The 15282-nt window shown below is 60.2% G+C and carries 10 protein-coding genes; 6 read left to right on the forward strand and 4 right to left on the reverse strand.

Annotated features, from left to right (window positions below; genetic code table 11):
* Positions 1 to 51: 51 nt before the first annotated feature.
* The 3 genes from GSVR_RS19815 to GSVR_RS19825 all read left to right on the forward strand — a co-directional run bounded on the left by GSVR_RS19815 (position 52) and on the right by GSVR_RS19825 (position 5292).
* On the forward strand, positions 52 to 1746 hold the full coding sequence (locus GSVR_RS19815; protein ID WP_239077392.1) for a methyl-accepting chemotaxis protein: 1695 nt from the start codon (positions 52 to 54) through the stop codon (positions 1744 to 1746).
* A 5-nt stretch (positions 1747 to 1751) separates the two neighbouring features.
* A complete protein-coding gene (locus GSVR_RS19820) occupies positions 1752 to 3047 on the forward strand; it encodes a nitrogen regulation protein NR(II) (RefSeq protein WP_173195527.1) in 1296 nt (431 codons plus the stop codon).
* Between the two features lie 61 nt (positions 3048 to 3108).
* Positions 3109 to 5292: an EAL domain-containing protein gene (locus tag GSVR_RS19825; protein WP_173195528.1), complete on the forward strand. Its 2184-nt coding sequence runs from the start codon at positions 3109 to 3111 to the stop codon at positions 5290 to 5292.
* Between the two features lie 59 nt (positions 5293 to 5351).
* On the opposite strand, the gene GSVR_RS22265 is transcribed toward GSVR_RS19825, so the two are convergent.
* From GSVR_RS22265 to mtnA, 3 genes are all read right to left on the reverse strand, one after another.
* Positions 5352 to 5600 carry a GSU3128 family (seleno)protein gene (locus tag GSVR_RS22265; protein WP_305040938.1) on the reverse strand — a complete coding sequence of 83 codons (249 nt, stop codon included), beginning with the start codon at positions 5598 to 5600 and terminating at the stop codon, positions 5352 to 5354.
* On the reverse strand, positions 5597 to 8785 hold the full coding sequence (gene glnE, locus GSVR_RS19835; protein ID WP_173195529.1) for a bifunctional [glutamate--ammonia ligase]-adenylyl-L-tyrosine phosphorylase/[glutamate--ammonia-ligase] adenylyltransferase: 3189 nt from the start codon (positions 8783 to 8785) through the stop codon (positions 5597 to 5599). Before glnE ends, GSVR_RS22265 begins: the two co-directional genes overlap by 4 nt.
* A 121-nt stretch (positions 8786 to 8906) precedes the next feature.
* Positions 8907 to 9947, reverse strand: a complete 1041-nt coding sequence (gene mtnA / locus GSVR_RS19840; RefSeq protein ID WP_173195530.1) for an S-methyl-5-thioribose-1-phosphate isomerase — start codon at positions 9945 to 9947, stop codon at positions 8907 to 8909.
* A gap of 316 nt (positions 9948 to 10263) precedes the next feature.
* On the opposite strand from mtnA, the gene GSVR_RS19845 reads away from it, so the two are divergent.
* Positions 10264 to 12801 (forward strand): helicase C-terminal domain-containing protein, encoded by a 2538-nt coding sequence (locus tag GSVR_RS19845; protein ID WP_173195531.1) that lies wholly within the window; start codon positions 10264 to 10266, stop codon positions 12799 to 12801.
* A gap of 153 nt (positions 12802 to 12954) precedes the next feature.
* Here GSVR_RS19845 and GSVR_RS19850 read toward each other — a convergent pair whose 3' ends face one another.
* Entirely contained in the window at positions 12955 to 13443 is a 489-nt protein-coding gene (locus tag GSVR_RS19850) for a hypothetical protein (protein WP_173195532.1), read from the reverse strand.
* A 147-nt stretch (positions 13444 to 13590) separates the two neighbouring features.
* Between GSVR_RS19850 and GSVR_RS19855 the strand changes: the two genes are divergently transcribed.
* Positions 13591 to 14526, forward strand: a complete 936-nt coding sequence (locus GSVR_RS19855) for a sensor histidine kinase KdpD (protein ID WP_173195533.1) — start codon at positions 13591 to 13593, stop codon at positions 14524 to 14526.
* Positions 14527 to 14540: 14 nt separating this feature from the next.
* A complete protein-coding gene (locus GSVR_RS19860; protein WP_173195534.1) occupies positions 14541 to 15245 on the forward strand; it encodes a response regulator transcription factor in 705 nt (234 codons plus the stop codon).
* Positions 15246 to 15282: the final 37 nt, after the last annotated feature.

The raw sequence follows: 15282 nt of genomic DNA on the forward strand, positions 1-15282 counted from the left end.
TGCCACATCTAATGACGTGCCGGATACACACCCTGGAGGAGAGTACCCATTATGACCAGCCGGAAAGACACCTTGAGCTTTGGAAAAAAGATCCTGATCCTGGTCCTCGCAAGCAGCTTCGGGCTGGCTGCTGCAACCAGCGGCATTGCAATGAAGCAGTTCTTCAGCGCCTACCGGGAATTCTCGCAGTCGTACCGAAAATCGCTCTTCTCCGACTTCGATATACAGGCCAGACAGCAGGTTGAGCTTGCCGTGAGCATGCTACAACGGATTTACGAGCGGCATCAAAAAGGGGAAATGTCGCTGGAAGAGGCCAAGACCTTGGGGGCTGACGTCATCCGCAATCTGAGGTACGGCAAGAATGGGTATATCTGGGCCGACACTACCGAAGGGGTGAATGTGGCCATGCTCGGCAAGGCGGTGGAAGGCACCAACCGCCTCGACACGCAGGACGCCAAAGGCAAATACCTGATACGGGAGATCATCAAGGTCGCACAACAGGGGGGAGGCTACACCGATTACTGGTTTCCCCGGCCGGGAGGCACGAGCGCCCTGCCCAAGCGATCCTACTCACAGCTCTTCCAGCCTTTCGGATGGGTGCTCGGTACCGGCAACTACGTCGACGACCTCGAGGCGCTGGCCGCGAAGGCGGAAGAGGCGAACCGCAAGCAGTTATGGCACGGTTTGTACCAGATCCTCGTGGTGATGGCGGTCCTTTTGATCGGCCTCTCGGCCCTGTCGTACTTTGCGACGCGGCGCCTGTTGCTCCATATCGGTACCGATCCCGAAGAACTGGCGGAGATCACGCGCCAGGTTGCTGCCGGCGACCTGACCATGAAATTCGAGCAGGGCAAGACCGGTATTTACGAGGCCATGCGCCTGATGGTGCTGCAGTTGCGCCAAGTGATGGAAAATGTCAACCGTTCTTCCGGCGAAGTCTCGACAGCCTCCCTGCAGTTGCATGCCACATCAAAACAGATGGCAGCCGGCACCGAAGAGGTGGCCAGCCAGGTTGCAACCGTGTCCACCGCCGGAGAAGAAATGGCCGCGACCTCGCACGATATTGCCAACAATTGCATCGCTGCCGCGGACACCTCCCGCAATGCCGGCGAACTTGCCGCCACTGGCTCCGCCATCGTGCACCAGACGGTGGAGGGGATGAACCGTATTGCCGAGCGGGTCAAGCAGACCGCCCGACAGGTGGAAGGACTCGGAAAACGCTCGGACGAGATCGGTGCGATCATCGGCACCATCGAGGATATTGCCGACCAGACCAATCTGCTGGCGCTGAATGCGGCCATCGAGGCGGCCAGGGCCGGCGAGCAGGGGCGCGGCTTTGCAGTGGTTGCCGATGAAGTCCGGGCCCTTGCGGAGCGCACAACCCGCGCCACCCAGGAGATCGCCGGGATGATCAAGGCCATCCAGGGCGAAACCCGCCAGACCGTGGCTTCCATGGAAGAAGGGGTCAGCGAGGTCGAGGCCGGCACTGTCGAAGCCTCGGAATCGGGTAATGCGCTGCAGCAGATTCTGGACCAGATCAACAACGTTACCGGCCAGATCAATCAAATCGCCACGGCAGCCGAACAGCAGAGCAGCACCAGTCGGGAGATCAGCAACAACGTGCACCAGATCACCGACATCATTCAGCAGACGGCCAAATCGACTCAGGAAACAACTGAAGCAGCCAACGTTCTATCGCGACTGGCCAGCGACCTTGAGGAAATGGTCCGCCATTTCAAGCTGTAACCAACGTGCAAAAGGCCTCAAAGAGCGAGGCGCCGTACCGGTGCGCACATCGTGGATCACCCTCCGGCCGACGGGATGGTTGCCTGGAAAACTCGGCCCTCGATTTCGAATACGGACAGGACGCGGAACCGGTGGAGGAGATCAAGCGGCTCAAGGCTACCCTGGCCGATATCATCGACTCGCTCCCCTCCATCATCCTGGTGGTGGACCGAGAGGGGCGGGTCAACCTGTGGAACGGTAAGGCCGAGAAATTTTCAGGTATTCCTTCGATCGATGCCTGCGGCCGGCTGGCGGAAGCGCTGCTGCCGCAATTCTCTCCTCATCTCCGGCATGTTCCCGAAGTGATCGACCGGGAACAAACGACCTGGCATGAAAAATCCCTGCTGTACCTCGGCAATGACCGCCGTTTCTATGACGTCCAGATCTGCGCCATGCTTTCCGAGGGGGCCGGGCGGGCCGTGGTGCGCATCGATGACGTCACGGAGCAGGCCCGTATCGAGGAGATCATGATTCAGACCGAAAAGATGGCGATGGTCGGCGGGCTGGCAGCGGGCATGGCCCACGAGATCAACAACCCCTTGGGCGCCATCATGCAGCAGGCCCAGAATATCGAACGCCGCATCTCCCCCACCCTCCCGGCCAATCTGGAAGCGGCGCGCCAGGTGGGCGTCAGCCTGGATGCCGTCCGTGCCTACCTGGAAAAACGGGGCATTACCGGCTTCATCAGCCAGATCAGGGAGGCAGGTTCACGCACATCCAGGATCATCACCAACATGCTGCATTTCAGCCGCAAAAGCGACGTCTTGACCGAATCGATCGACCTGGCTGCGATTGTGGATCAGACCCTGGAGCTGGCGGCCAACGATTACGATCTCAAGAAAAGCTACGACTTCAGGCACATTGAGATAGTGCGGGAGTATCATCCGGACATGCCGTCGGTGGTGGTGGCAGTGCTCGAGATCAAGCAGGTCGTCCTGAACATCATCAAGAATGCCGCCCAGGCCATGGCGGAATATGGACCGGAGGAGCCGCGGATTACCGTGCGGCTGCGCAGGGAAGCGGAATCCGCGGTGATCGAAATCGAGGATAACGGCCCTGGCATGGAAAAGGCCATCCAGCATCGCATCTTCGAACCGTTTTTCACGACCAAACCGGTCGGCGCAGGTACCGGGCTGGGACTGTCGGTTTCTTACGCCATCATCACCAATCGACACAAGGGTCAGATCGAGGTCTGCTCACACCCCGGCCGGGGTTCCCGCTTCACCGTAAAGCTGCCCATCAGCAGAAAGATGGCATGCTGAACCGGCTCTTGACCCCGACCTGATGCACGACACCGGCCCCCGGCAAAAAGGAGAATCAGCCATGACCATGGCTTCCAAGCCGCTTCTCTTGGCAATCGACGATGAAGAGTCGATTCGAGGCAGTCTCTCGGCCTTTTTCGAGGATTGCGGCTTCAGTGTACTGGAGGCAAGCGACGGCTGCCAGGGATTGCAGATGGTCCGGGAACAGCGTCCCGACCTGGTTATCACCGACCTGCGCATGCCTCACCTGGACGGGTTGGAAGTCATCGATGCCGTTCGCAGGCTGGACGATAATCTGCCGGTAATCGTGCTCTCCGGTACGGGAGTGCTGACGGACGCCATTCAGGCACTGCGCAGGGGCGCCTGGGACTACCTGGCCAAACCTATTCACGACATGGTGGAGCTGGAACTGATCGTCAAGCGGTGCCTTGAGCAAGCCCGCCTGGTGCGCGACAACCGCACCTGCCGCGATAATCTCGAACAGCTGGTGGCCGAACGGACTGCGGAACTCCGCAAGCTCTTTACCGCAGTGGAGCAAAGCGCCAACAGCGTCGTCATCACCGATGCAGACGGCGTCATAGAGTACGTCAATCCCAAGTTTGCCGAAACCAGCGGCTATTCCTTCGCAGAGGCCAAAGGGCGCAATCCGCGCATTCTCAATACCGGCATGCATCCCCCTTCATACTACCGGGAACTGTGGGGCACGCTCCTGGCCGGTCACGAATGGCGGGGTGAATTCTTCAACAGGCGCAAGAACGGCGAGCATTACTGGGAAAGATGCGGCATCGCCCCCATCCGGGACGAGACCGGCACTATCACCCATTTCGTTGCCATAAAGGAGGACATAACCGAGCGCAAGGAATATGAGGAAAAACTCTTTCAACAGGCCACCCATGACTCCCTGACCGGTCTGCCCAACCGTTATCACCTGCAGTCGCACCTGGAACTGCTGGTGAACTCCATCGACCGGGAGAAGGACCGCCTCAGCCTGGTGCTGCTGGATATCGACAACCTGAAATTCATCAACGACACCTTTGGCCACGAATTCGGCGACAATCTGCTGCGGGAGGTCGCCCGGCGGCTTCTGAAGGCCTGCGGAGACCACTGCTTCGTAGCTCGTTTCATGGGGGACGAATTCGTAGTGGTGCCGCCCCTGACGAGCGGCAAAGGCAGTGCGCAGGAGCAGGTGGAGCGGGCAAGAAAAGCCATGGACAGGGTATTCGTGATCAACGGGAAAGAGGTGACAACAACCATCAGTATCGGCATCGCGAGCTATCCCGAAGACGGCGAATGCGTGGCAAGCCTCCTGAAAAATGCCGAATCGGCCATGTTCCAGGCCAAGAAAGGGGGCAAGAACTCGGTCGTTTGCTATACCCGCGAGCTCAACCACCGCCTGATGGAACGCTTCGACCTGGAGAACAGGCTGCACCGTGCACTGGAAAATGATGAATTCAGCCTGCACTACCAGCCCCAGATCAGCCTGCCGACCGGCAGGATCGTCGGCATGGAGGCGCTTTTGCGCTGGACCCCCGAAGGCCGCGGTCCGGTATCACCGGCGGTATTCATCCCGTTGTTGGAGGAGAGCGGACTGATCGTGGCGGTGGGAGAATGGGTATTGTGGCAGGCCTGCAGACAGTGCGTCCAGTGGCAACGGGCCGGGCTGCCGCTACGGCTCTCGGTGAATATTTCGGCACTGCAGTTCATTCGCAGCGACCTGGGGCGGACCATCCGGAAGGTTCTGGCGGAAACCGGCCTCGATCCCCGGCTGCTCTGCCTGGAACTGACCGAGAGCATGGTCATGATCGACAATGACCAGGCCATTGCCACGATGGAATCGCTGACCGCTACCGGAGCAGTGCTGTCGCTGGACGATTTCGGCACCGGATATTCATCCCTGGCCTATTTGGGCCGGCTTCCGATCAACGAGCTCAAGATCGACCAGTCTTTCATAAAAAAGATGCTGACCAGCAGAACCGCAGCCACCGTGGTCAACACCATCATCGCCATGGGCCAGGAACTTGACATGGAGCTGGTTGCGGAGGGGGTCGAGACGGATGAACAGTTGACGTATCTGCTCGACCGGAACTGCACCGTGATGCAGGGCTACCTGTTCAGCCGACCGCTGTCAGCGGAGCAGTGCGCATCTTTCGTGCAGGAGTGGGAGCTGCCGGCTCCACTGACCGGCATCGCGCCCGGTCGTTTCAACTACCCGGTTGAAAGGACCGTGCCCCGGTACGCGGTCTGAATTCGCGTACTTTTGCTGCGCAAGAAGCCTTTCAGGCAGGAAGCGGAGGCGGGGATGACTTACTCAACCTCGTCCAGCATGTTCAACGCAAAATTCTTGGCCCGGCCGGATGGTGCGATGATGCCGTAGGCGATCGCCTCACGCAGTTCCTCCCTGGTGGCCCCTGCTTCCTTCGCGACCGCGAAGTGCTTCTTCAGTCAGGTGGGGCAACCGACGGCAATGGCGCAGGCCACCCGGATCAGTTCACGCGTCCTTACATCCAGGACCTCTTCGTACTCATAATCGAGTATCTTCTTGCGCAGTTTCATTCCGCCCTCCCTTTGTCCAACCGTGCGCCCATCACCCTGTCGTAACAGTCGCGTATTCTGCCGGTGATCTCCTCGTAGTCGCTGATCAGCGCGGAACCGGGATTCTTCAGGCGGGGATCGTACCCCAGCCGGAGGGCCAGCTTGTTCAGGTAGCCTGCCGGACCCGACAAATCGCTGACCGAGTAGTCGTGAATGATGCGCAGCCGGTTCTCCAGTTTGCGCAGGAACTTGTATCCGGAAACCAGCATGGCGGCATCCCCTTCCGGCAGCAACCCCAGGGTGCCGGCCTCCTTGAGCGCCACGACCGTGCTGGTGGTGCGTACTTCCGGGTAATGCCAGCCATGGCGGAGCTGCAGGTACTGGGAGATGAATTCCACATCCACCATGCCGCCGCGGCCTGTCTTGATATTATAGCTGTCAGCCGTTTCTTTGGCCAGTTCGTGCTCCATGCGCATGCGCAGGCGATGGATTTCGCTGCGCCCCTCTTCCTTGATGGACAGGCCGTACACGGTCTGGCGGATGATATCCTGCAGCTGACCTGCCAGCACTTCGTCGCCGAGTACCACGCGCGCCTTGGTCAGGGCCTGGCGTTCCCATATCTGGGCCTCCTTGCGATGATACTCCAGAAACGAATCCAGGGAGGTCACCAGGGGCCCGGCATTGCCTGACGGTCGCAGGCGCGTGTCGATCTTGTAGACGTATCCTTCGCGGGTCTGCATGGTCAGGATCGAGATCATCTTCTGGGCCAGCTTGGCGAAATACTCGTGATTGGTGATCTGCTTTTCGCCATCGGTACAGCCTTGATGATCGTAGACAAAGATGATGTCCAGATCGGAGTGGTAGTTGAGATCGCCTCCCCCCATCTTGCCCATGCCGACGACCGCCAGATTCGCCCCCAACACGTCCCCGTCAGCCCGATAGGTGGGCTGACCGAAGCGCTTCAGCTCCTGAACTCCCAACCGGTAGGCGCTTTCCAGGCACGCTTCGCTCAGCAGGGTCAGCTGACTGGTGGTCTCGCTCTGTCCCAGCCGCCCCTGGATATCGTTCAGGCCGATCCGCAGGAATTCCTCGTTCCGGTAACGCCGCAGCACGTCAAGCTGTTCCTCGAAATGCTCGGCCTGTTCCAGCAGCCCCGTCAGTTCCTCCGACAGTTCTGCGCGGCTCTTGACCGTAGCGGCGTACCCGCGGGTCACCAGGCTGTCCAGCAGCTCCGGGTGCCCGATCAGGATCTTTGAGAGGAAGGCCGACATGCCGAACAGCGACACCAGCAGTTTCAGCGTCTCGCGGTTCTCGGCCAACAGCGCATAGTAGGACGAACGGGTGCCGATGACTGCCAGGAAGCGCTCCAGGTTGGCCAGGGCCATGTCCGGGTCTGGGGACTCGAACAGCTCCTGCACCAGCAACGGCGAGATCTTTTCCAGCAGGCGGCGGTTGCGCTCGGTCAGGTTGCCCTTGGCAGGGCCGTTGCGCAGGGAAAGCAGGTTGGCATAGGCACGATCCACATCCTCGAACCGCCGCTCGGCCAGCATGTCCTTGACCAGGTCGGGATCGGCATTGTGATCGAGAAAAAACATCACTTCGGGGTTCAGGTCCTGCTGCAGCTTCTCGTCACGGGCGTGGAACAGGGTGCCGTAGATGGAGGAGACATTGCGGCGATGCTCCTCCAGCACCTCACGGAAGCGGTCCAGTCCGTTCGGCCTCAGAAAGCCGCTGCGCCGAGCCAGGGCCAGCAGTTCGTCCGGTTTGCCCGGCAGATTGTGGGTCTGCCGTTCCTGCACCACCTGGATGCGGTGCTCCACCGTGCGCAGAAAGCGGTAGGCGCCGGAGAGCTTGCGGTGGTCGTCCTCTGAAATCAGGCGGGCTTCCAGCAATGTATCCAGCGCCTTGAGAGAATTGCGCTCGCGCAGTTTCGGGTTCTTGCCGGCATAGACCAGCTGCAGCGCCTGGATGAAAAATTCGATCTCGCGGATGCCTCCCCGCCCCAGCTTGAGATTGGTCTCCCCTTCCCGCGAGCGGGTCAACGAAGCATCGATCTTCTGCTTCATGGTCTTCATATCCTCGATCAGATTGTAATCGAGGTATTTGCGGTATATGAAGGGATGCAGGGTCCGCAGCAACTGTTCTCCCAGCTCCAGCGAGCCGGCAACGGGCCGCCCCTTGAGCATGGCGGTGCGTTCCCAGGATTGTCCCCAGGACTCGTAATAGATCTCGGCCGAGCGCAGGGAAACCGCCATATCCCCGGACTTCCCCTCGGGGCGCAGCCCCACATCCACCCGAAAGACAAAGCCGTCCTCGGTTACCTGGGAGAGCGCCTTGCTGATCATCTCCCCCAGCTTGTTGAAAAACTTGTGCAGGGAGATCACTCCTTTGGGAGTGCCGGAGCCGTTGGCAATGCCGCTGGTCTCTCCCCGGTCCGACTCGTAGAAATAGATCAGGTCTATGTCCGAAGAGAAATTCAGCTCATTGCCGCCGAACTTGCCCATGGCTATGACGGTCATTTCCGCCTCGTGCGGCCCGTGTTCGGCCTGCACCAGCGGCACCCCGAATTCGCGCACCAGGCAGCGGCGGCACGATTCATAGGCAACCTGCAAGGCGGCGGCCGCCAGACTGGAAAGCTCGCCGGTCACCTCCTCCAGGGGCGCCAGACCACACAGGTCGCGGGCCGCGATACGCAGAATCTCGGCCCGTTTGAAACAACGCAGAAGCTTCATCAGCGCGGCGAAATCGGCCTGATCGTCCATCTGGCTGCGCAGAACAGCCAGCATCTCGTCTGGCATGCGGGAGATATCGATCCCGTTCTCGAGATAGAGCCAGTGGAAAGCGGTGGGGTCTTTGAAGATCAGATTGACCAGGAAGGGGGAGGACCCGCACAGCAGCACGAACTGGGCGAGCCGCTTGCGGCGGTTGGCCACTGCGGCCAGATCTTCAGGCGGAATGACCCCGGCCAGACGCTCGAAGGCATTCAGCGCCATGTCCGGCGAAGGGGTCAGCAGCGCATTGACGACAATGCGGTGGAGGGTTTCGGTGGAGAAATACTGCCAGGTCAGCGCGATATTAGCGGCCGAACGGGCGCCGTACTGAAAACCGTGCGCCTCCAGGAATACGGCCAGTTCCCGTTCGCGCGCCTCAGCCTCGCTGACAGCCATTATGCGGTGAAATTCCTGCGAGAAGCGTTCGACGTGCATGACCGTTCCATGAGGTAGAGTGTCGAGCAACGACTGTGGCAATTACACAGAGGGGCGAGCAGCCGGACACCTCTGCTTCCTCGTTTCACCAATCCGGATACCGGCTTATCCAGGAATCAGCTCAGCGCCCCGCAATTTTGCGCAAACCGGCGCAGTAATCGCCGCTGACGATCCCGTTTTCGGTGATGATGGCGGAGATATAGCGCGCCGGAGTCACGTCGAAGGAGGGGTTGCGCACCTTTATGTTTTCAGGGGCTATATTGGCGCCGCGGATATGGGTAACTTCAGAGGCCGGGCGCTCCTCGATCGGAATCCGGCTGCCGTCGCTCAGCGATAGGTCGAGGGTCGAGACCGGTGCGGCCACGTAAAAGGGGATATTGTTTTCCCTGGCAAGCACGGCCACCGAATAGGTGCCGATCTTGTTGGCCGTGTCGCCGTTGGCGGCGATACGGTCTGCCCCGACCACGCAGCAGGTGATCTCTCCGCGCTGCATGAAGAATCCGGCCATGTTGTCCGAAATCAATGTGGTGGGAATGCCTTCCTTCATCAGTTCCCAGGCGGTCAGCCGGGCCCCCTGCAGCCAGGGGCGCGTCTCGTCCGCAAAGACCTGGATGTTTTTGCCCGCTTCATGGGCAGCCCGGATCACCCCCAGCGCCGTACCGTAACCAGCCGTGGCCAGGCCGCCGGCATTGCAGTGGGTCAGGACCGTGGCCCCGGCCGGAATCAGGGTGGCCCCCCACTTGCCGATGTTGCGGCAGATGGTCTGATCCTCTTCTTCGATGCGGATGGCCTCATTTTTGAGAATCTCGCGGATCTGGTCCAGCTTCTTGTCCCGGTTGGCCTCGGCCACCCGCTTCATGCGCTCGATCCCCCAGAACAGGTTGACGGCCGTGGGGCGGGTGCGGGCCATCACATCGCAGACATTTTCCAACTGGCGGAAAAAGGATTCATGCGTATCGGCGATGATCTCGCGGGCTCCCAGGGCGATCCCCATGGCCGCAGCCACGCCGATGGCCGGGGCGCCGCGGATGACCATGCCACGGATGGCTTCGGCCACATCCTTGTAATCGGCATAGGTATTGTAGATCTCCTCGCCCGGCAGACGGGTCTGGTCGATCATGATCACGGTGTTGTCGCGCCATTCGATGGTGCGGAAGGACATGGCTGGCTCCTTTGAATCGATTGCTGCGGTTGCATCGGGTCTTTATTTGTAGCACGGAGCCGTTGTCGCAAGCAATCTTTTCTCCCTCCATCCGGTTGACCGAAGGCGCAATTCAGCTGTGATTACCGGAGGTTGCAGCACAGCCGGCCACCCGTCGTTTTTGCTTGCCGGTTCGCGTCCGGCACTGCTATAACGGGAACATGAGTACAAGCGGTAGCATTTCTGAAACAAATGCACGTTCGATTGACATTACCCCCGAGAAACAGTTGCCATCCCCGTTTCCTCCCTTGTCTCGTCTGTGGAACATGAACAACCCATGAATCGATATTTTACCAATGACGCCCTGCTGCTGATGCGCCACGAGATAGAACTGGCCGGCGGCAACGAAGTCTTCTTCATCGGCCGCACCAATCTGGACGGGATTGTCTGCGAAGTAGAGACCATTGCCCGCGGCAGCAAAAATGCGGTTCCGGCCATATTGTCCCGCGCCGTTGGCGGAGACGTGGTGATTCACAATCATCCCTCCGGCGACCTGACCCCTTCGGCAGCCGATATGGATATCGCCTCTGTGGCCGGCAATCAGGGCATCGGCTGCTCCATCGTGGATAACGGCTGCACGCGCTGCTACCAGGTGGTGACCCCTTTTATGGAGAAGAAGGGAGAGCTGCTTTCACTGGACGAGATCAGCCGGATCTTCGGTGCCGAGGGGGTACTGGCTGTCAATCTGAAGGGTTTCGAACAGCGCGACGAACAGATGCGCATGGCCTTTGCCGTGTGCGAAGCCTTCAACCGCAACCGCGCCATACTGGTTGAGGCCGGCACCGGTACCGGCAAATCCCTGGCCTACCTGATCCCGTCGATCCTCTGGGCAGTCCGCAACAACGAACGGGTGGTAATCTCCACCAACACCATCAATCTCCAGGAACAGCTGATCCGCAAGGACCTGCCCTTCCTGTCCCGCCACGCACAGGTCGAGTTCAAGGCGGCCCTGATCAAAGGGCGCAGCAATTACGCCTGCCTGCGCAAGCTCGAAAATGCCGAGGCCGAGCCGAGCCTGTTCCCGGATGAGTCCGCCTCGGAGCTGACCGCCATCATCGAGTGGAGCAAGAGTGCCGGAGACGGCTGCCGCAGCGACCTGACCTTCATCCCCCATGCCGGGACCTGGGAGGAGGTCTGTTGCGAAGCCGACCAGTGCGGGCGTTCACGCTGCAAACACTTCAACCGCTGCTTCTTCTACCGGGCACGGCGCGAAGCCTCGGCCGCCCGGATACTGGTCGTCAATCACGCCCTGCTGCTGTCGGACATCGTGCTGCGCAGCGAAACCGGCTACGACGCCACCGCCATCCTGCCACCCTTCACGCGCCTGATCTTCGACGAGGGACATCACCTGGAGGATGTAGCCACCAGCCATCTGTCGCAGGTGATCTCGCGCGGCGGCATCCTCAAGCAGTTGCACCGCTTGGTGCCGGCCAAGGCTGCCCGGGCCGGACTGCTGACGATCGTATCCAACCGCCTGGCGCGCGACCTGCCCGAGGCGCAGGAGGCACTTTATATCGAGCTTTCGGGGCTGTTGGAAACCCATCTGTTGCCCAAGGCACATGACCTGGCTGCCAGGACCGATGCGACCATGGACTGGCTGGCGCTGGCGGTCGAACAGGAAACCGGCAGCGCCGCGGGGAGGGAACAGAAGCTGCGCATCACGCCAGCGGTGGAAGGGAAAGCATTCTGGCAGGAATGCCGCCAGCGCCTGCACAGCCTCTCCGACGCCGTCGCGGATTACACCTCGGCCCTGCGCAGCCTGTTGCGGCGCTGCGAAGCACTTCCGGAAAAGCTGCGCGAACGCCTGTCCGACCAGCTCGTGGATATCGCCGGAATCGAACAGCGTCTGCAGGCCGTGGTGGAAGGGTTTCTATTTTATACCGCAGGGGCCGAAGGGTTTTGCCGCTGGATCGAAGTCAAGCGCGGCTCGCGCGGCCTGCAGGCAAGGCTGTGCGCTGCACCGCTGGACATCTCCGGACAGGTCAAGCAGACGATCCTGGACCGGCTCAAGACCATTGTTGTCACCTCGGCCACTCTGACGGTAGGGGGGCAATTCGAATACCTGAAAAAACGGACAGGTTTCGGACTTTTGGAAACCGCCCGCCTGGATGAGCTGCAGCTGGCCTCTCCCTTCGACTACGGCTCACAGGTGTTCGTGGCGGTGCCGGACGACATGCCCGAGCCGACCGCTCCCGGCTTCAGGGAGGCGCTGGAGCGGCGGGTTCTGCAGGCGGTGACCATTTCACGGGGGGGCGCCTTTATCCTGTTCACCTCTTATGACCTGCTGAACAAGGTCTATACGGCCCTGGCACCGGAACTGGCCCGGCTGGGGCTGACGGCGCTGAAGCAGGGTGAAACCGGTCGCCATGCGCTGCTGGCACGCTTCCGCAAGGAGCACAATGCAGTACTGTTCGGTACCGATTCGTTCTGGGAGGGTGTGGATGTGAAGGGGGATGCCCTGCGGCTGGTGATCATCGCCCGCCTGCCGTTCCAGGTGCCGACCGAGCCGGTCCAGCAGGCGCGGGCCGAGCAGATCCAGTCATTAGGAGGCGATCCCTTCCGGGACTTCTCGATACCCCAGGCAGTGATCAAATTCCGTCAGGGATTCGGCCGGCTGATCCGCAGCCGGGACGACCGGGGTGCGGTCCTGATTCTGGACCGGCGGGTGACCACCAAGGGCTATGGCAGGACTTTTCTGCGATCTCTGCCCGATACGGAGCTGGTCAGGGGTGAGTCCGGGGAGGTGTTCAGGCGGATGGAGGGGTTTTTCAACCAGAAATCGTGTGCCACAGAGGACACAGAGAAAGGCAGGTAGTCAACAGGCAGGCCTGTCGGTTCGCAACTCCTCCTGTCCCCTTTAGGTCCTATGGGTCCTCTTATCCCAAGAAAGGGAACGTCCTATCAGGGTTTTTGCCGGAAGTTCTGCCATCGTCACTCCGGAGCGTCCTCCCCTCAGATTAAGGGGAGGTCAGGTGGGGTTACTATTCTTCATGCGCTTTTTTGCGCTGAAATTGAAGCACTGGAAATAGGTCAAGCACATCAGCAGGAATGAGAACAGGGTGACGGCCAGCACCTGGGTGGCGCCCGGCGCCTTTTTGGCATCCGGGATCATGGTGACAAAAATCAGGAAAAAGACCACTGCGCTGAACTTCCACAGATCTCCCAGCAGACGCTTCTTCCTCAGGGCCGCCACTGTTTCCGAAGTGATGCCGGTGGCGCAGCCCTCGATCTCGATGCCGGCATCGCGCCAGGCCAGCCGGTAGATCGGATAGATCGTAAGCAACTGGATCACAATGGTGGCGATGATGCTAGACATGAACTTTTCGGGCTTGCCCAGGAGCGCAAAGTTGTTCTGGAAGATGAATGCCACGTACACCAGCAGACATGCCAGCAAGGCCTGGACGACGCGGTAGATCAGCATGGTGCGGTTCAATTTTTTGAAGTCGAAACTGGACATTGTGTTCATTCTCCGGTGCACTCTCTGATTGCGCTGCAAACGCCCAGCGGTTATAACAGAACATCCGGGCGCTGCGCAAGCACTCAAAAGGCTGCCGGCCCATTCCTGTCCCTGCCGTTGCTGAAGCGGCAGCCCCCTGGGAGATCAATGAAGCTGCTGCGGAAAATAATCCATCCGGTCATGGCGCTGATCGCCATCCAGTTGGTCTGGATCACCCTGGTGATTTTCTGGATCTACTGGTTCGTCGGCAAACACCACGAATTCCGTGAACTGGCCGAAAAATACCATCCCGAGCTGGTGGGCAGGAGCTTCAATTGGCTGGTGATGGTCGAAGGGCTGGTCATGCTGGCGGTCATCCTGGCCGGCGTCTATATCATCTTCGTTTATTGGAACCGTCAGTCCAATCTCTATGCCCAGCAACGCACCTTCATCTCCCAGGTCACCCATGAGCTGAAATCCCCGCTGGCTTCGATCCAACTGCACCTGGAAACCATCCGGCTGCGCCACCCTGCCGAGGAAAAGCTGGATGCCTTTGTCTCCACCATGCTGGCTGACACCGAACGTCTGCACTACCTGATCAACAATCTGCTGATGGCCGCCCGCCTCGAGCAGCGCCGCAAACCGGCCGAGCGGCGCCTGACCGACATCAGCACCCTGGTAAAGGAACATGTCGAACGGGAGCGGTTGAATCTGCCGCTGGGGGGCAGTATTCTGATGGAAGCAGAGAGCGGTCTCAAGGCCATGGTCGACCCGGAGGAAATCGGCATGGTACTGCGCAACCTGTTCGAGAATGCCGTGCTGTACTCCCCGGAAAGCCCCGACATCATGGTGCGGCTGGTACGGAGCGGCAAATCCCTGAACCTGGCTGTCCAGGACAAGGGGCGCGGTCTTGAGGAAAAAGAATTGAAGAAGGTCTTCGAGATGTTCTACCGCGTGCATCAGCCGGGTGAAAACGTGCGCGGGACCGGCCTGGGACTGTACATCATCGATACCATCATCCGCGGCTACGGCGGAACGGTCACCGTTGCCAGCAACGGGCCCGGCACGGGCAGCACCTTTACGATCACGCTCCCTGCAGTGTAACGGAAAGGGAAAGTATGGACACCGACAAGCCGCACATCATGCTGGTCGAGGACGAGATCCATCTGGCGCGGGGCATCTGTTTCAACCTCGAAGAAGAAGGCTGCCGCGTCAGTCATTTCGAGAGCGGCGAAAAGGCGCTGGACGCCCTCGAAATGGAGCACTTCGACCTGGTCATCCTGGATGTGATGCTGCCCGGCAAGGATGGCTTCGAAGTTTGCAAGGCCGTGCGCAGCCTGGATGCACGCGTGCCGATCCTGATGCTGACCGCGCGCTCCGAAGATGCCGACCGGGTCAGCGGCCTGGAAAGCGGTGCCGACGACTATCTCACCAAACCCTTCAACCTGATGGAGTTCCTGCTGAGGGTTAAAGGCATGCTGCGCCGCTCCTCCTGGTACCGCCCCGATCCGGTGGAAGAGGGCTACAGCTTCGGCGACAACGAAGTCTACCTGCTCTCCTACCGCGCCAGGACCGCGCAGGGGGAGATCGACCTGACCGAGATGGAGGTGCGTGTCCTGTCGTTGTTTTTCCGCAAGGAGGGGGAAATCGTTCCCCGCAGCGAACTGCTGGAATCGGTCTGGGGGTACAGCTCCGACACCGAAACGCGTACCCTTGACAATTTCGTCATGCGCCTGCGGCGCTATTTCGAGCCCGACCCGGGCAAGCCGGTTCACTTCCAGACCGTGCGCGGCGTCGGCTACCGCTTCAATCGCAAGCGTTAGCTCCTCCGGGCTGGCCTTCTCAAATCACATCCGAAGG

Source organism: Geobacter sp. SVR, assembly GCF_016865365.1.
Taxonomy (GTDB): domain Bacteria; phylum Desulfobacterota; class Desulfuromonadia; order Geobacterales; family Pseudopelobacteraceae; genus Pelotalea.